Genomic DNA, 16,208 nt, shown 5'->3' with positions numbered 1-16,208 from the left:
TCGGCAAACTGAAAGGGTGCAAAATACCTATGGCACTGAACAGTATAAAAGAGATCATTGAAGATATTCGTCAGGGCAAGATGGTGATCCTGATGGACGACGAGGACCGCGAGAATGAGGGCGACCTGGTGATGGCGGCTGAACATTGCACGCCGGAAGCCATTAACTTCATGGCCCGTTTCGGTCGCGGCCTCATCTGTATGCCGATGACCCGCACCCGCTGCGAGCAGCTCGGGCTTCCGTTGATGGTTCAGCGCAATGCTTCCGGGTTCGGAACCAAATTTACCCTGTCCATTGAGGCGACCGAGGGCGTGACTACCGGTATTTCCGCGGCGGACCGGGCGCGTACCGTGCAGGCTGCCGTGGCGAAGAATGCCAAGGCAAGTGACCTCGTTCAGCCTGGTCATATTTTCCCGTTGATGGCAGACCCAGCTGGCGTGCTGAGCCGCGCCGGCCATACCGAGGCCTCCTGTGACCTGGCATCGCTGGCCGGTTGCGAGCCGGCAGGTGTGATCTGCGAAATCATGAACGACGACGGCTCTATGGCTCGCCGTGAGGACCTTGAAAGGTTTGCGGAACAACACGACCTGAAAATTGGCACCATCGCTGACCTGATCCACTACCGCACGCTGAACGAGCGTACCATCGAGTGTGTCGAGAACTACGATCTGGATACGGAATACGGTGTATTCAATCTGAGAACCTATCGGGACAATATCCAGGGCGCCACGCACCTGGCGATGGTTATGGGCGAGATCAAGTCGGAAGAACCTGTGCTGGTGCGCGTGCACATTACCGATACGCTGCGAGACCTGTTGGGCGCCCGTCGTGCCGATTCCCGCAGTTGGCCTCTGCATCACGCTCTGGAAAAAGTGGCCGAGGAAGGCCAGGGTGTGGTGGTTCTGTTGAACAGCGCCGAGGACAGCTACAACCTGGAAGACCGGATTCATGAGTTTTTCGGCGAAGAGCAGGCCGCTGCCGCGAAAGGCAGTTCCGGCGTTTACCTGACCGTAGGTACTGGCTCCCAGATTCTGAAGGACATCGGTGTGGGTAAAATGCGCTTGCTGAGCCCTCCCATCAAGTTTTCCGCGATTTCCGGTTTCGACCTGGAAGTGGAAGAGTACGTACCCTATACCCCCGAATGATGAACCCGGCAACGCTGATGCTCAGCGTTGCCCGTTAAGGAGCCTTTCATGGCAGATATCAAAGTAATTGAAGGCGACTTCACCCACTGCAGCGGCCGGTATGCCCTGGTGGTTGGTCGCTTTAACGGATTCGTTGTGGAAAGCCTAGTGGAAGGCGCTGTTGATACCCTGCGTCGTCACGGCATCGCCGACACCGACATTACCATCGTCCGTGTCCCTGGCGCCTACGAAATGCCACTGGCCGTCAAGCGCGTGGCCGAAACCGGTGATCACGATGCCATTATTGCCCTTGGGGCGGTGATCCGTGGTGGCACCCCGCATTTTGACTATGTTGCTGGCGAAGCGTCCAGCGGTCTGGGTGCGGTCAGTCTGGAAACCGATGTACCGGTGGCCTTCGGTGTATTGACGGTGGATTCCATTGAACAGGCCATTGAGCGCTCCGGTACCAAAGCTGGAAACAAGGGCGCGGAAGCCGCTATTACGGCCCTGGAAATGGTGAGCCTGTTCAAGAAGCTGGGTGAGTGATGAGCGCAACTGAAGACACCACCCCGCAGCCGGGCGCATCGGGGCAACCGAAAGCCGGTGACCGTCGCCGTGCCCGTGCCCTGGCCATGCAGGGACTTTATCAGCGCCATTTCAGCAAGAGCGCGATATCGGATATCGAATCCGAGTTCCTGGTCGACAACGACATGACCAAGGTGGATACCCTCTATTTCCGGGACTTGTTGCGCGGGGTTCACCGTGAGCAGGCCGAACTTGACCGGTTACTGGAGCCGTACCTCGACCGTCCCCTCAACGAAGTTGATCCGGTGGAGTTGGCCATTGTCCGCCTTGGTGCCTATGAGCTGAAGCATCGCCTCGATGTGCCTTATAAGGTGGTCATCAACGAAGGCATTGAAATGGCTAAAAAATTCGGGGGTACGGAAGGGCACAAGTTTGTAAACAGTATCCTCGACAAACTCAGCCGTCGCCTGCGGCTGGCCGAGACACGCCCGCGGTAACGCATGGGCGAGTTCGAACTGATACGCCGCTATTTCAGTCCCCTCGCCGGGCAGAGCCGTGCTGCCTCGCTGGTGCTCGGTCCGGGGGATGACTGTGCCATCGAGCGCGTCGCCCCTGGTAACGAGCTCGTTTTTTCTGTGGACACTCTGGTTGAGGGGGGTCACTTTCCCGCCGGTTATAACCCCGAACATCTTGGTTGGCGATCATTGGCTGTGGCGGCCAGCGATCTGGCGGCCATGGGTGCCCAACCCGTTTGCTTTACCCTGGCACTGACGTTGCCGGAAGCCTCGCCGGAATGGCTGGAGCACTTTTCCCGCGGGCTTTCCCGGGCGTCCCGGGCTTTTGGCCTGGAGTTGGCCGGAGGCGATACCACCCGGGGACCGCTGACGCTCACCCTGCAGGTGCACGGTGAAGTGCCCGCCGGCGGCGCGATATTACGTTCCGGTGCCGCCGAGGATGACTATGTCTGTGTGTCGGGGACTCTTGGGGAAGCGGGCGCTGCGCTGGACTATCTCGATGCGGTGTCTCCTTCAGAGGATGAGCAGGCGGTTCTGGAGCGATACCACGCTCCGGTGCCGAGGCTGGATCTGGGGATGGCGTTGCAAGGGCTGGCCAGCGCCGCCATCGATATCTCGGATGGTCTGTTGGCAGACCTTGGCCACATCCTGGAGGCCTCCGGTGTCGGGGCGCAGTTGGATCCTCGGGCGGTGCCTGTGTCCTCTGCGGTGGCTCGCCTGAAAGGCGAGGAAGAAGCGCTCAGGCTCGCCCTGGAGGCCGGTGATGACTATGAGCTTTGCGTCGCTGTGCCCCGAGGCGCGTGGGACAGCCTGCCAGACACGGTACGGACGCAATTGACCATAATTGGTAAGGTAGTGTCAGGGAGTGGCATTACCGGTATTGAGGCTGCCCCGGTGGCTGGCGGATACGACCATTTCGGGAGTAAGTAATGAGTAGTGATGACGATCTGCAGGAGCCTGAGTTTGCCGGGGCGCTGCTACCTCCTGGTTTTCTGCGTGATCCGGTGCACCTGCTGGCTTTTGGTTTTGGTAGTGGGGCGGCGCCGCGGGCGCCCGGGACCTGGGGCAGCCTTGCGGCAATCCCGCTGTGGTTTGCCATTGCCTGGCTGCCGCTCACGGCATATTGGGTTGTGGTTGCGATCGCCTTTATTGTGGGTGTCTGGCTGTGTGGCAAGACAGCCCGTGACCTTAAAGTGCACGATCATGGCGGCATTGTCTGGGATGAATTTGTCGGCATGTGGATCGCCCTGGCGTTGATCCCTGACAATATATACGGGGTGTTGATGGCCTTTGCGTTGTTCCGGTTGTTTGATGTGGTCAAGCCCTGGCCCATTAGCTGGATTGACCAGCGAGCGCCTGGTGGGCTGGGTATCATGGTGGATGACGTGGTGGCGGGGTTTATGGCGCTGGGGTGCCTGTTTGCCATTGACCGGTGGTTGATGCCGATCATTATCTGAACCGCTCAGCGGATGAGCCCGGCAGCACGCTTTCTGTGAGTCAGTGTATCTGCTTCTGTTGTTCTTCAGGCAGCAAACGGACCACATGCAGGAAACGCTTCAGGCCGATCTCCGCGCGGTCGCGGGTGGCGAACGGGCCACTGTCGAAACCTTCCCTGGTAGTGAAGTACCATTTGCTTCCCACACAGAAAAAGCGGCTGCTGCGAAACGGTGCGGGCCCTTCTTCTCCGATCCGACGTTGAGTGTCCATGATGTCTCCTGCGCCCTGTCGTTTTTCTGGTTTTCGGGCTCCGTGTTCCATTGGCCGGTTTGTTTAAAATTAAATCAATTCTGGACGAATTCAACCGTTTTTTACGGGTTGTAGGTCCTGGGTCTCATTCCGGGAGTTCCGCTGCGGGATTGGGAGCAGGAAACCGGGCTTTACCGTCTTGCCCTTGTCAATTGCACTCGTCAGAATGCCAGCAGACTGAACTCTTACACTACAAGGACTTTACATGAGTATTCATCACGTTTTGCGAGTTTTCAAGATGGCCGTGTCCCCGGCATCCACCGGGCGCTTTGTTGCGTTCGTTATTGCGGCTGTATTCCTGACTGGGTGTAGCTCAACCATGACCAGCGTACAGACCTGGGACGGGGACGCTGCTGAGAGCGGCACGGCACTGTTGAAAGCGCCTGGTGACATCCGGGTGACCAAGGTCAACGGTCGTAACATGGGTAACTTCCTCATGGATGACCTGGCACTGAATTACGATCTCCTGCCCGGGGAAAATCAGGTGGTGTTCAGCTACAAAACCATCTGGGCCAAGGCCGGTGTCGTGCGAAATGGCGAGTCCAAGGTTCACGTCGTAGAAACAGAGCCCCACGCGGCCACTTTCACCGCCCAGGCTGGTGAAACCTACCGTTTCGATTTTGACAAGCCGGATTCCCGCCGGGATGCGGAGGTATTACGTGAAGATTTCTCCGGCGCCATCGTTAACGAGGCTGGTGAAGAAGTGGCGCGCTTTGAGCCGTGGGATGGCGAGCCCGTTGTTGCCGCTTCCCCGGCACGTACCCCTGTTTCCAGCGAGGCCTCTGCAACGACTGACGCAGTCGATGGCAATACTCTCGAGCAACTGAAAGCGCTTTGGCACAAGGCCAGTGAAGAAGAAAAACGTACCTTTCTGCGGTGGGCGTTTGAATAAGCCCTGAAACCAATCGCTTCCGTCAACGCCGGAAGCGGTTAAGTGTTCTTTTCAGTAATCCTTCCAGCAGGGTCAGGGCCTCATCGGTGAGGGTCTGGCCGTTCCCTGCCTGATCGTCCAGCTCCTCATCCGATTCGGTCAGCGTGGCCGCTGCGTTCTCGATGGCAGCCAGACTGTCCTCCAGTAACGGTTTCAGGGACTCACCGTCAGCGACCACATCCGGGCACAGGGTGAAGTTGATGGTCAGTCGTCCCTCATAGCTGACCGCGACAATCACCAGTCCCATACTGTCAAACAGGGGGGAGGTATTGTACTGCCGGACCAGGCGAGCCCCCTGAAGATACAGCGGCACCTGTGGTCCGGGCACGTTGGTGATGGGCAGGTTAAAGACCGGTTGATAGCGTTGCGCAATCTGTAACTCGGAATAGAGCCTGGCAGACAGGGCCAGCATGGTGGAGGGCAGTAACTCGGTGAGCCTGTCTGCGGCAATGGCCTCCCGGTATGGCTCCGATGCGACCGCGTTCCGGTGGATCTTGCGGATCCGGCGCGCGGGGTTGGGTTCGTTGGTGGCCAGGTCCAGCAGCATGGCTGACATCTGGTTGCCGGTTGCCATGCGCAAACTGTTCGAACGGACGGAGATCGGCGTCATGGCGACCAGGGATTTGTCCGGGTCGCCGTCATGGTTGACCTGGTAGCGCCGGAGTGCTTCCGCGCACAACCCCAGCACCACGTCGTTCAGAGTGACGTTACCCAGGCTGGCCTTGATAGCCTTGAGGCGTGACAGATCGAGATCGGCGGCCACGATCTGCCGGTTGGCTGTGATCTGGCGATTGAAGGCGCTGTGGGGTGCCGAAAACAGGGGAAATGGCAGTGGCAGTTTGCGCATCTGGTTGTGAATCAGCCCTCGCGCCGTAACTTCTGCCGCGCTGATGGCCAGTGACGTGACCTGCAGGGGCTTGCGCAGCAGGTTGGCGCCCGTCTGCACAATGATTCTTTCCTCAGAAGGCGCCGGTTTAGGGTGCCAGGGCCTGGGCTGGGGGATGGGCCTGGCCTGCGGCGTATATTCCAGTAGCTTGCCCATGATCTCCTCGCCACTGAAGGCGTCGATCGCCGCGTGATGGAGTTTGACAATCAGGGCGAACCCGTTGAGGCCATCGTCATCCTCAGCGGCTGGAAAGCCGTCCACGAAGGTGATGTGCCAAAGTGGACGATCCCGTTTCAGCGGTTCCTCAAGGATCTTGGAGGCCAGCTCCATCAGGCCATGAGCACGCCCGTGCTCACCCAGGTTTACGTAAGCGAGGTGACGCTCAATGCTGAAGTCGGGGTCATCAATCCAGTAGGGGCGGCCGAGACGAAACGGAATTTTCTTCAGGCGCTGGCGAAATACCGGGACGACATGGAGGCGGCTGCGGAGATAGGCAACAAAGGTGCTGAAGGCCAGTGGGGTGTCACAACCGCGGCCATCGAACAGATAGATGCCCCCGATGTGCATGGGCGCCGTTTCCGACTCCAGGTAAAGGAAAGAGGCATCCAGTTCCGACAGCTGCCGCATGTTTGAACTCCGTTCGGCGTTGGTTTGCCGGCAGTATAAACGAGTAGCGCGGGATTCCGTTGGCTGTTTTGCCTGTTCCGCCCACGCCTCGGCGGCCACGTTGAACTCCCGGCTAGGTTTCAAGCCAGGAGGTCAGTTCCTCTGATTGGCTCAGGTATTCCCAAAACCACATCAGGGCCTTGCCCTGATCTTCCGCGTGTCGTGCCAGGTGGAGCATGATGGGTTGGCGAATTTCGTGGACATCAAGAGCAATAAGCTGGCCTTCCCTTAGTTGCGAGCGAATCCTCGATTCAGGCAGCCAGCCGACCCCCAGGCCCGCCTGCTGCACAGCGATCTTCTGGTCAACGTTGGCCACTGTGATGGTCCGCTGTCGCCGAAAAATGCCTGCGTGCCCCGGTGGCAGCGAGCGGGAGGTGTCCGCCGCGACCGCAGCCGGGTAGTGGGCAATGTCCTCTTCGGTCAACGGCTGGGGGGCGGATGCGAGTGGGTGGTCGGGGGCAACGGCGTACACAAAGTTCATCTTGCCGAGTGCCTTGGTAGTAAAGGTGCCGGCTGGTTTGCTGAGCTGGTCGGCACCCACAATCAGATCGACGCGGCGACTTTGCAGTGCGTCCCAGGAGCCTGCAAAGACTTCCTCAATGATCTGCACTTCCACGGGAATGTCCAGATCGTTGAATGTCTTTATGGCTGGAAACAGGCATTCCGCCGGGAGCAGGGAGTTGAAACCGATGCGCAGCCGGGTCTCCCAACCCTGCGCCACCTGTTTGGTGGTGTGCGCCAGGTTCTCTGCCGCCTCCAGGAGGGTTCGGCCTTCCTCCAGCAGGTAGCGTCCCGCCGGCGTCAGGGTGGCGCGATGGCCGCTACGGTCGTAGATGGCAATGTTCAGGTCTTCCTCGAGCTTTTGCACCGTATAGCTGATAGCGGAGGGAACCCGGAACAGTTCCCCGGCGGCGCCAGCGAAACTGCCTTTGCGATCGATGGCGTCGAGGACCTTGAGTGCGTCTATGGTGATGGCTGTATGCATGTTCGAATTATCTGAGGTTGTTGGCCAGAAATGCTTGTTTGAGAGGGTAGCAGGCTGACCGTTATTCTTCTTCAAATATTATCGGGTTTTGGAGAGGTGGCTATTATGGGACTTTTAGTTGACGGCAAATGGCACGATCAGTGGTATGACACCGGTAAGACCGGTGGCAAGTTTGAGCGGGAGGCCGCCAGGTTTCGCAACTGGGTAACCGCGGACGGATCGCCCGGTCCGGAAGGTGAGGGTGGTTTCAGGGCTGAGTCGGGGCGATATCACCTGTACGTGTCCATGGCCTGTCCCTGGGCGCATCGCACCTTGATTTTCCGGAAGCTGAAGGGGCTGGAGAAGCATGTCTCTGTGTCAGTGGTTCATCCGGACATGGTAGAGAACGGGTGGGAGTTCCGGCCTGGTGATGAGCAGCACAGGGATCATGTGCACGATTTCGAATTCCTGCATCAGGTCTATACCCGTGCGGCGCCGGACTATTCCGGGCGGGTGACGGTGCCGACTTTGTGGGACAAGGAAAAGCAGACCATTGTCAGCAACGAATCGGCCGAGATCATCCGGATGTTCAATTCCGCGTTCGACGGGCTTGATGGCGTGCGTAAGGCGTTGGATTTCTACCCTGAATCTCTACAAGGGGAGATTCAAGAGGTGAATGCCCGGGTGTATGACACCGTCAACAACGGTGTCTACAAGGCCGGGTTTGCCACGGCCCAGGATAAGTACGAAGAGGCTTATGGCGCACTGTTTGAGTCACTCGACTGGCTGGAGGCGCGGTTGGCAAAACAGCGTTACCTGGTCGGGGCGCAACTGACCGAAGCGGACTGGCGTTTGTTCACGACGCTGATCCGGTTTGACGCGGTGTACTACAGCCACTTCAAGTGCAACCGGCAACGCATCGAGAACTTCCCGGCGCTGTCCGCGTATGTCCGTGACCTGTATCAGGTGCCAGGGGTGTCGGAGACGGTCGATATTGGCCAGATCAAACAGCACTACTACGTGAGCCAGCGGACCATCAACCCGACCCAGATCGTGCCTGTGGGGCCGCAACTGGATTTTGAGGCGCCCCACGGCAGAGAAGTCCTGGGGTAAGTTGCTGGATGTGAGTCTGGTAGCAGGGCAGAACTATGTCGGATTACGCGCCGCGAGGCGGCGCTAATCCGACCTACCTTGAGTTCGGCCCGGACGTAGGTCGGATTAGGCAAAGCCGTAATCCGACAGTCTTCTGATCAAGGGGCACTAGCTGACGCGGGCAACCGCAACTTCCGTCAGCAGCGCCAGGGCTTCTTTGTAGTCGGACTCGGGAAGGACATTGAGGCAGTCCGCCGCCAGGGCTGCCTGCTCCCTGGCTTTCGCCATGGTGTACTCCAGGGCGCCGGAGCTGTCGACAATCTGCAGGATGGCCGGAAGATCATCCAGTCCGCCCTTGCGGATGGCCTGACGAATCAGCTGGCGTTCATCCTCCACCCCTTTTTCCATGGCGTGGATCAGGGGCAGGGTGGTTTTGCCCTCGGCCAGGTCGTCGCCCACGTTCTTGCCCATGGCTTCGGCATCGCCACGGTAGTCGAGCACGTCGTCCACCAGCTGGAACGCCAGTCCCAGGTGTTTGCCGTAGTCCTTCAGGGCGTTTTCCTGGCGTTCATCGGCGCCGGCCAGCAAGGCGCCGGTGTGAGAAGCGGCCTCAAACAGCATGGCGGTTTTGTTGTGGATGACCTCCATATACTGCGCTTCACTGAGGTCCGGATTTTTCACGTTCATTAATTGCATCACCTCACCCTCGGCAATCACCGCCGTGGCGTGGGATAGCACGTCCATAATGCGCAGGCTTTGCAGCTCCACCATCATCTCGAATGCGCGGGCATAGAGGAAATCACCTACCAGCACGCTGGGGGCATTCCCCCACCGGGCGTTGGCGGTGCTGCGGCCCCGGCGCATGTCGGATGTGTCCACCACATCATCATGGAGCAGGGTTGCGGTGTGCAGAAATTCGATGACGGCGGCCAGTTTGAGGTGGTCGTCCTTGTCATAACCCACGGCCTGGCTGGATAGCAGGACCAGGAGTGGTCTCAGTCTTTTTCCGCCACTTTCAATAATATAGTGGGCTATTTTCTCCACCAGCGGGACGTCGGAAGAAAGCCGTTTGATGATCAGGTCGTTCACGCGGCTGAAATCATCCGCCACGGTGTCGTAGATGCGCTGGGCTGTCATGCGGCTTGTGGATCCCTTTCTGGTGTTGTCGTTGATGCTAATTTCTAATAAATAGGGGTAGGTCGCGGCAATGCTAGGTACTGGGGCTTTCAGTGTCAACTTGGCTTGTATTACGGGAGTGGTTTTCGTACAATCACGCGCCCAACTCATCCCAACCTGCGCTCCCTGCTATAGGGTTGCCGAAGCGCTTCCCTTAGAACCAGGTGGATAAGAGCAGGGATGGGTCAATCGCGGAGAACGTTAATGTACGCAGTTATTGTTAGCGGTGGTAAGCAGCACCGTGTAAAAGAAGGCGAAACTCTGAAGCTGGAAAAGCTGGAAGTGGAAACCGGCGGTAACGTCGAGTTTGACCGCGTTCTGCTGATCGCCGATGGTGACAAGGTTCAGGTTGGCGCGCCGGTTGTTGATGGTGCCAAGGTGACAGCCGAAGTGGTAAACCACGGCCGTCACGACAAGATCCAGATCATCAAGTTCCGTCGTCGTAAGCATTCCATGAAGCGTCAGGGCCACCGTCAGTGGTTCACTGAAGTCAAGATCACGGGTATCCAGGGCTAAGGTCCTCGAGTAACCCCTTAAATAAGGAGGCTTGTAATGGCTCATAAAAAGGCAGCAGGTAGTACCCGTAACGGTCGCGATTCCGAGTCGAAACGACTTGGTGTGAAGCGTTTCGGTGGTGAGACTGTTTCTGCAGGCAGCATCATCATTCGTCAGCGTGGCACCCGTTTCCACGCTGGTAACAACGTAGGCATTGGCAAGGACCACACCCTGTTTGCGAAAGCAGACGGTCAGGTGAAGTTCGAGGTCAAAGGCCCGCAGAGCCGCAAGTTCGTGAGCATCGTTTCGGCTGCGTAAGCAGCGGCGATCCGGTTCTGTCGAACCTTGGATTGCTCTGGTGGTATCATCAGGGTGATCCGGAGCCCCGCAAAGCTTCCTAGAGGCTGCGGGGCTTTTTAGTTTATGCGCACAGCGCAAAGGGTAGATCCATGAAATTCGTAGACGAAGCCACCATCATCGTGGAAGCCGGCAAAGGCGGTCACGGCTGCCTCAGTTTCCGGCGAGAAAAGTACGTTCCCAAAGGTGGTCCCGATGGGGGCGACGGCGGGGATGGTGGTTCCGTGTATCTGGAAGCGGATGACGCGCTCAATACGCTCATTGATTACCGTTTCCAGCGCAAACACAAGGCGCAGAACGGTGAGCCGGGGTCCGGCCGGAATTGCACCGGCACCAAGGGTGAGGATCTGGTCCTGCCAGTGCCGGTGGGCACCACGGTTGTCGATATGGATACCCATGAGGTGCTCGGGGATCTTACCCACGCCGGACAGCGCCTGAAGGTTGCCCAGTGCGGTTTTCACGGTCTTGGCAACACCCGCTTCAAGTCCTCGGTCAACCGCGCTCCGCGCCAGACCACCAAGGGCTCCGAGGGTGAGTTACGCAACCTGCGCCTGGAGCTCAAGGTGCTGGCGGACGTGGGCCTTCTGGGTATGCCCAACGCGGGCAAGTCCACCTTTATCCGTTCAGTGTCGGCTGCACGGCCCAAGGTGGCGGACTATCCGTTTACCACGCTGGTGCCGAACCTTGGTGTGGTCAGCGTGCAGGCGCATCAGAGCTTTGTGATCGCGGATATTCCCGGTCTGATTGAGGGTGCCGCTGAAGGTGCCGGGCTCGGAATCCGTTTTCTGAAGCATCTGGTGCGCACGCGCCTGCTATTGCACCTTGTAGACGTGGCCCCCTACGATGGCTCCTCTCCTGCCGAGTCAGCGCGCGCCATTGAGCATGAACTTGAAAAGTTCAGCGAGACCCTGGCTAACCGGGAGCGCTGGCTGGTTCTGAATAAAGTCGACATGGTGGCGGACGAGGATCGGGATGCCCATTGCCAGGCCATTATTGATGAACTGGAGTGGGAAGGGCCTGTATTCCGTATTTCCGCATTGAGTGGAGAGGGCACCAAGCCGTTGACTCAGGCGGTGATGCGCTGGATTGAGGAGCAGGCCGAAGAGGAGGCTCAGAACCCGGAGTTTGCCGAGCGCGAGGCAGAGCGCCGTCGCCAGATGGACGAAGAGGCGCGCGCCCGCATTGCGGCGGAGCGTCAGGCTCGCCGGGCTGCCCGTGAAGACGACGACGATGACGACTTCGACGACGATGATTACGATGTCGAAGTGGTGTACGCCCCCGAATAATTCGATAGACGCATCAGTGAGCACCCAGGCGAATCATGAGTGAACGCACCCAGTTACGCCAGGCTCGTCGCCTGGTTGTGAAAATAGGAAGCGCCCTGCTGACCAATGACGGTAAGGGTCTGGATGTTTCGGCCCTGGGTTTGTGGGTGGATCAGATTGCCGAGCTGATCGAAGACGGTGTAGAGGTGGTTATTGTTTCCTCGGGCTCTGTCGCCGAAGGGATGAGTCGCCTGGGCTGGACCTCCCGCCCGGAACAGCTCCATGAGTTGCAGGCTGCGGCTGCGGTTGGGCAGATGGGGTTGGTGCAGACCTGGGAGGCTCAGTTCAAGCGCCACGATATCCATACCGCCCAGATTCTGTTGACTCACGATGACCTGTCCGACCGCAAGCGATACCTGAACGGGCGCAGCACGCTGCGGGCGTTACTGGATTTTGGCGTGGTGCCGATCGTTAATGAGAACGACACCGTGGTCACCGATGAGATTCGCTTTGGCGATAACGATACCCTTGGTGCCCTGGTGGCCAACCTGATTGAGGCGGATGGTCTGATCATTCTTACCGATCAGCTTGGGCTGTTTGACAAGGATCCCCGCAAGCACGCTGATGCGCAACTGGTCACCGAGCGGAAGGCGGGTGATCATGAGCTGGATGCCATGGCGGGCGGCGGTGCTGGTGCGCTGGGGCGTGGCGGCATGCAGACCAAGGTGCGTGCGGCTCGCCTCGCGGCGCGCTCAGGTGCGTTCACCGTGATCGTGGGTGGCCGAATCGAGCATGCCATCGCGCGTCTGCGTGGCGGCGATGTGATTGGCACTTTGTTGCTCCCGGAGCAGGGGCGCATTGCCGCGCGCAAGCAGTGGCTGGCCAGTCATTTACAGACCCGGGGCAAGCTCATCCTGGACGATGGTGCGGTAAGGGTCTTGTGCTTAGGTGGTCGTAGTTTGCTGCCGGTGGGCGTCAAGGGTGTTTCTGGTCAGTTTCGCCGTGGCGAGATGGTGTCCTGTGTGGATCAGCATGGGAAAGAGGTAGCTCGCGGATTGGTCAATTATGATGCGGATGAGGCCAGGGCCATTGCCGGGCGCTCCAGTGACCGAATTGCAGAAGTGCTGGGGTTTATCTCGGACCAAGAAATGATTCACCGGGATAATATGGTGATTGTCTGAGGGGAAGGGCTCCCGGCCAAGCACAAAAAAACCGGCTCGAAAGCCGGTTTTTTCAGCTCTGAAGGAAAGTCGCTTATGCGCTCTTCAGGGCTTTGATCTTGGCGCTCAGGCGGCTCTTATGACGAGCAACCTTGTTCTTGGCGATGACGCCCTTGTTAACCATGCTGTCCATGATCGGCTGGAACTGCTTGAAGGCAGCCTGGGCTTCTTCGTAGTTGCCGGCTTCAATCTTGGATTGAACCTTTTTCATGTAAGTACGAGCCATGGAACGCAGGCTGGCGTTGTGCTTGCGGTTCTTCTCGTTCTGACGTGCGCGCTTCTTGGCTTGCGGGGAATTTGCCACCGTATAACTCCTGAAAATCTGTAATTGATTCGAAAAATTCGCGGGCGCGCCAAAACCAGCGCGTCGAAATAAATGACGCGGAACTATGCCGCCGATACCTCTAAATGTCAAGACTTAAACCCATTTCATCCCGTGGTGCAGAAGGGCTGTGCTAAACTCGCCGCTCAGCAGGCAGTGACGCTCGCGAGTATGCAGGTAATTACCGAAATTCCGGGTCGCTGCCGAGTTCCATGAGCCATTCCAGACACCAGGGCCCGAATGTCATCCCAAGCTGAAGATACGCCACAGAAAAAAGAACCACCGAAAGCGCCGGGCCTGCTTCGCTCGTCGGGATTGGTGGGCATGATGACGATGCTCTCCCGGGTGCTGGGGCTGGTGCGGGATATGGTTATTGCTCGCTATTTCGGTGCCGGGGCGGGGGCGGACGCCTTCTTTGTTGCCTTCAAGATCCCCAATTTCCTGCGCCGGCTGTTCGCGGAAGGTGCGTTTGCCCAGGCGTTTGTGCCGGTGTTGTCGTCCTACCGTGAAAAGCAGGATATTACCGAGGTCCGGCAGTTGGTCAATGCGGTTGCCGGCTCCCTGGGGCTGGTGCTGCTCGGGGTGACTATTGTTGCAATGCTGGGTGCGCCCTTGTTGACGGCGGTGTTTGCACCGGGTTTTCTGGATGATGACTACAAGTTTGGTCTGGCCAGCGATATGCTGCGGATCACCTTTCCTTATCTGCTGCTGATTTCGCTCACCGCATTCGCTGGCGGCATTCTCAATAGCTATGATCGGTTTGCGATACCGGCCTTTACGCCGGTGTTGCTGAACCTGGCGATGATCGGCGCCGCGATATTCCTCTCGCCACTGATGGAAACGCCGGTGATGGCCCTGGCTTGGGGTGTGTTTATTGCCGGTGCGCTGCAGCTGTTTTTCCAATTGCCGTTCCTGATGCGCCTGGGCCTGTTGCCAAGGCCCAGGGTGGATTACCGGCACGAAGGTGTAAACCGGATCCTGAGGCTGATGGCGCCGGCGTTGTTCGGTGTTTCGGTCAGCCAGATCAACCTGCTGCTGGATACGGTGCTGGCCTCATTCCTGCAGACCGGCAGCGTGTCCTGGCTGTATTATTCCGACCGGTTATCCGAGTTGCCCCTGGGGGTATTCGGTATCGCCATTGCAACCGTGATTCTGCCCAGCCTGTCCCGCAAACACGCGGCTGCATCGGCGGACCAGTTTGCGGCCACGCTGGATTGGGCTGTGCGCGCGGTTCTGCTGATTGGCGTGCCAGCCGCGCTGGCTCTGGCCCTGCTCGCGGAGCCTCTGATTGCCACCCTGTTCCATTATGGCGAGGTGACGGACCGCGATGTCACCATGTCAGCGATGAGTCTGCGGGCCTATTCCGCCGGGTTATTGGCCTTTATGCTGATCAAGGTGCTGGCCCCCGGTTTCTTCGCCCGGCAGGATACCAAGACGCCGGTCAAGATTGGCGTGATTGCCATGGTCGCGAACATGGTGCTCAACCTGGTGTTGGTCTTTCCGCTCGCTCACGCGGGTCTGGCTTTGGCCACCTCGTTGTCTGCCTGGCTGAATGGTTTCCTGTTGTGGCGAGGGTTGCGAAAGGAGGGCGCCTGGAAAAGTCAGCCGGGTTGGCTGCGGTTCCTGGCCCAGCTTGCGTTCGCCAATGCCGCGCTTGCGGCGGTTATCCTCTATTTGCAGGCGCCGGTGGATGACTGGCTGGCGGCGGGTGGCCTGCAGAGAGCAGCGGATATGGGGATTCTGGTGGCTGCCGGAGTGGCGGTTTACTTTGTTGCGCTGGCGGTTACCGGCGTCCGGGTAAGACATTTCCGCCACAGGTAGGTTATAATCGCGCGTTTTCTCACCAGCGGATTGCTGCCGGCAATCTGCTGAACGCACAGCTGGCAATTGAAGGTTCGCATTACATGCGTCTGATCCGGGGCCTGACCAACCTGAAAATTTTGTCCCAGCAGGAGCAATCGCCTCTGGCCGATGGTTGTGTCGCAACCATTGGTAACTTTGACGGTGTTCACCTGGGCCACAAGACCATTCTTGACCAGGTCAAGGAAAAGGCGCGGTCCTTCGGGCTGCCATCGGTGGTGATGATCTTTGAGCCGCAGCCCCGTGAATTTTTCCAGGGCAGCGAAGCGCCGCCCCGACTGATGGCGTTTCGCCAGAAACTCGAAGCCCTGTTGGCTGAACGCATCGATATCGTGCTTTGCCTGCGCTTTGACGAGACGTTCCGGAGTTACTCCAGTATGGGGTTTATCGAGGACGTTCTCATCGACGGACTGGCGGTACGACATCTGGTGGTTGGCGATGATTTCCGTTTCGGTTGTGATCGCGCCGGGGACTTTGCCCTGCTGGAGCAGGTTGGGGCGAAGCGTGGCTTCAGCGTTGAAAATACCAAAACGGTGACCGTTGGCGGTGAACGAGTGAGCAGCACCCGGGTCAGAAACGTGTTAAACGTGGATGGCCTGGATGAAGCCGGGAAACTGCTCGGACATCCATACCGGATCCGGGGGCGGGTTGTTTATGGTCGTCAACTTGGCCGTGAACTGGGCGCGCCGACCGCCAACGTCCTGCTGCGAAAAATGCCTGCGCTTCAGGGCGTGTATGTTGTCAGTGCAACCCTGGAAGACGGATCTGTCCACGATGGCGTAGCCAATATCGGGCTCAGGCCGACCGTGGACGGCAAGCAACCCTCGCTGGAAGTGCACCTGTTTGACTTTGCTGGCACACTTTATGGGCAGCATATTGATGTCGTGTTTCGCCACGGTTTGCGGGAAGAGATCAAATTCTCCTCCGTGGATGAGCTGAAAGCGCAAATCGCCCGTGACTTTGCCGACGCCCGGGCGTGGATTACCGACAATGGTTCTGCCGCTGATGACCGCTAAGGTCGATCGGTGTGATCTGCCCCCTGTTTATTGATGATAACTGACCGA

At 58.5% G+C, this 16,208-nt stretch carries 18 protein-coding genes; 13 read left to right on the top strand and 5 right to left on the bottom strand.

Going from position 1 to position 16,208, the window contains the following annotated elements; translation table 11 throughout:
* The first annotated feature begins 29 nt into the window (after positions 1–29).
* The 5 genes from ribBA to ACJO5Y_RS14295 are packed head-to-tail and all read left to right on the top strand — an operon-like array spanning position 30 to position 3,621.
* A complete protein-coding gene (ribBA, locus tag ACJO5Y_RS14315) occupies positions 30–1,145 on the top strand; it encodes a bifunctional 3,4-dihydroxy-2-butanone-4-phosphate synthase/GTP cyclohydrolase II (protein ID WP_406988113.1) in 1,116 nt (371 codons plus the stop codon).
* Between the two features lie 48 nt (positions 1,146–1,193).
* Positions 1,194–1,670: a 6,7-dimethyl-8-ribityllumazine synthase gene (gene ribH, locus ACJO5Y_RS14310; protein ID WP_406988111.1), complete on the top strand. Its 477-nt coding sequence runs from the start codon at positions 1,194–1,196 to the stop codon at positions 1,668–1,670.
* A complete protein-coding gene (gene nusB / locus ACJO5Y_RS14305) occupies positions 1,670–2,146 on the top strand; it encodes a transcription antitermination factor NusB (protein WP_406988110.1) in 477 nt (158 codons plus the stop codon). The genes ribH and nusB overlap by 1 nt, the downstream gene beginning before the upstream one ends.
* A 3-nt stretch (positions 2,147–2,149) precedes the next feature.
* Positions 2,150–3,094, top strand: a complete 945-nt coding sequence (gene thiL / locus ACJO5Y_RS14300; protein WP_406988109.1) for a thiamine-phosphate kinase — start codon at positions 2,150–2,152, stop codon at positions 3,092–3,094.
* Positions 3,094–3,621, top strand: coding sequence for a phosphatidylglycerophosphatase A family protein (locus ACJO5Y_RS14295; RefSeq protein ID WP_406988108.1), 528 nt, complete (start codon positions 3,094–3,096; stop codon positions 3,619–3,621). The genes thiL and ACJO5Y_RS14295 overlap by 1 nt, the downstream gene beginning before the upstream one ends.
* A gap of 40 nt (positions 3,622–3,661) precedes the next feature.
* On the opposite strand, the gene ACJO5Y_RS14290 is transcribed toward ACJO5Y_RS14295, so the two are convergent.
* Positions 3,662–3,871: a DUF6316 family protein gene (locus ACJO5Y_RS14290; RefSeq protein ID WP_406988107.1), complete on the bottom strand. Its 210-nt coding sequence runs from the start codon at positions 3,869–3,871 to the stop codon at positions 3,662–3,664.
* A 358-nt stretch (positions 3,872–4,229) separates the two neighbouring features.
* On the opposite strand from ACJO5Y_RS14290, the gene ACJO5Y_RS14285 reads away from it, so the two are divergent.
* On the top strand, positions 4,230–4,802 hold the full coding sequence (locus ACJO5Y_RS14285; protein ID WP_406988106.1) for a DUF2057 family protein: 573 nt from the start codon (positions 4,230–4,232) through the stop codon (positions 4,800–4,802).
* A gap of 22 nt (positions 4,803–4,824) precedes the next feature.
* Here the strand turns inward: ACJO5Y_RS14285 and ACJO5Y_RS14280 are convergent, their stop codons facing one another.
* Positions 4,825–6,354, bottom strand: a complete 1,530-nt coding sequence (locus tag ACJO5Y_RS14280; RefSeq protein WP_406988104.1) for a WS/DGAT/MGAT family O-acyltransferase — start codon at positions 6,352–6,354, stop codon at positions 4,825–4,827.
* 112 nt (positions 6,355–6,466) lie between these two features.
* Positions 6,467–7,378: a LysR substrate-binding domain-containing protein gene (locus tag ACJO5Y_RS14275; RefSeq protein WP_406988102.1), complete on the bottom strand. Its 912-nt coding sequence runs from the start codon at positions 7,376–7,378 to the stop codon at positions 6,467–6,469.
* 105 nt (positions 7,379–7,483) lie between these two features.
* Here ACJO5Y_RS14275 and ACJO5Y_RS14270 point away from each other — a divergent pair, with 105 nt between their 5' ends.
* Entirely contained in the window at positions 7,484–8,470 is a 987-nt protein-coding gene (locus ACJO5Y_RS14270) for a glutathione S-transferase family protein (RefSeq protein ID WP_406988100.1), read from the top strand.
* Positions 8,471–8,617: 147 nt separating this feature from the next.
* Here the strand turns inward: ACJO5Y_RS14270 and ispB are convergent, their stop codons facing one another.
* Complete coding sequence (ispB, locus tag ACJO5Y_RS14265; protein WP_406988099.1) at positions 8,618–9,586, bottom strand: octaprenyl diphosphate synthase; 969 nt, start codon at positions 9,584–9,586, stop codon at positions 8,618–8,620.
* Between the two features lie 243 nt (positions 9,587–9,829).
* Between ispB and rplU the strand changes: the two genes are divergently transcribed.
* The 4 genes from rplU to proB all read left to right on the top strand — a co-directional run bounded on the left by rplU (position 9,830) and on the right by proB (position 12,923).
* Entirely contained in the window at positions 9,830–10,141 is a 312-nt protein-coding gene (rplU, locus tag ACJO5Y_RS14260; RefSeq protein WP_348296915.1) for a 50S ribosomal protein L21, read from the top strand.
* A gap of 36 nt (positions 10,142–10,177) precedes the next feature.
* Positions 10,178–10,438 carry a 50S ribosomal protein L27 gene (gene rpmA / locus ACJO5Y_RS14255; RefSeq protein WP_406988098.1) on the top strand — a complete coding sequence of 87 codons (261 nt, stop codon included), beginning with the start codon at positions 10,178–10,180 and terminating at the stop codon, positions 10,436–10,438.
* A 131-nt stretch (positions 10,439–10,569) separates the two neighbouring features.
* Positions 10,570–11,763 (top strand): Obg family GTPase CgtA, encoded by a 1,194-nt coding sequence (cgtA, locus tag ACJO5Y_RS14250; protein ID WP_406988096.1) that lies wholly within the window; start codon positions 10,570–10,572, stop codon positions 11,761–11,763.
* Positions 11,764–11,798: 35 nt separating this feature from the next.
* Positions 11,799–12,923: a glutamate 5-kinase gene (proB, locus tag ACJO5Y_RS14245; RefSeq protein ID WP_406988095.1), complete on the top strand. Its 1,125-nt coding sequence runs from the start codon at positions 11,799–11,801 to the stop codon at positions 12,921–12,923.
* A 73-nt stretch (positions 12,924–12,996) separates the two neighbouring features.
* Here proB and rpsT read toward each other — a convergent pair whose 3' ends face one another.
* Positions 12,997–13,266 carry a 30S ribosomal protein S20 gene (gene rpsT, locus ACJO5Y_RS14240; protein ID WP_406988094.1) on the bottom strand — a complete coding sequence of 90 codons (270 nt, stop codon included), beginning with the start codon at positions 13,264–13,266 and terminating at the stop codon, positions 12,997–12,999.
* Between the two features lie 258 nt (positions 13,267–13,524).
* Here rpsT and murJ point away from each other — a divergent pair, with 258 nt between their 5' ends.
* On the top strand, positions 13,525–15,105 hold the full coding sequence (gene murJ / locus ACJO5Y_RS14235; RefSeq protein WP_406988093.1) for a murein biosynthesis integral membrane protein MurJ: 1,581 nt from the start codon (positions 13,525–13,527) through the stop codon (positions 15,103–15,105).
* An 83-nt stretch (positions 15,106–15,188) separates the two neighbouring features.
* Positions 15,189–16,160, top strand: a complete 972-nt coding sequence (gene ribF / locus ACJO5Y_RS14230) for a bifunctional riboflavin kinase/FAD synthetase (RefSeq protein ID WP_406988091.1) — start codon at positions 15,189–15,191, stop codon at positions 16,158–16,160.
* Positions 16,161–16,208 lie beyond the last annotated feature (48 nt).

Origin of the sequence: Marinobacter alkalisoli (assembly GCF_045449855.1) — a bacterium.
Taxonomy (GTDB): domain Bacteria; phylum Pseudomonadota; class Gammaproteobacteria; order Pseudomonadales; family Oleiphilaceae; genus Marinobacter.
The sequence above is the reverse complement of the archived record's forward strand: the minus strand, read 5'-3'. Positions and strand labels throughout refer to the sequence as shown.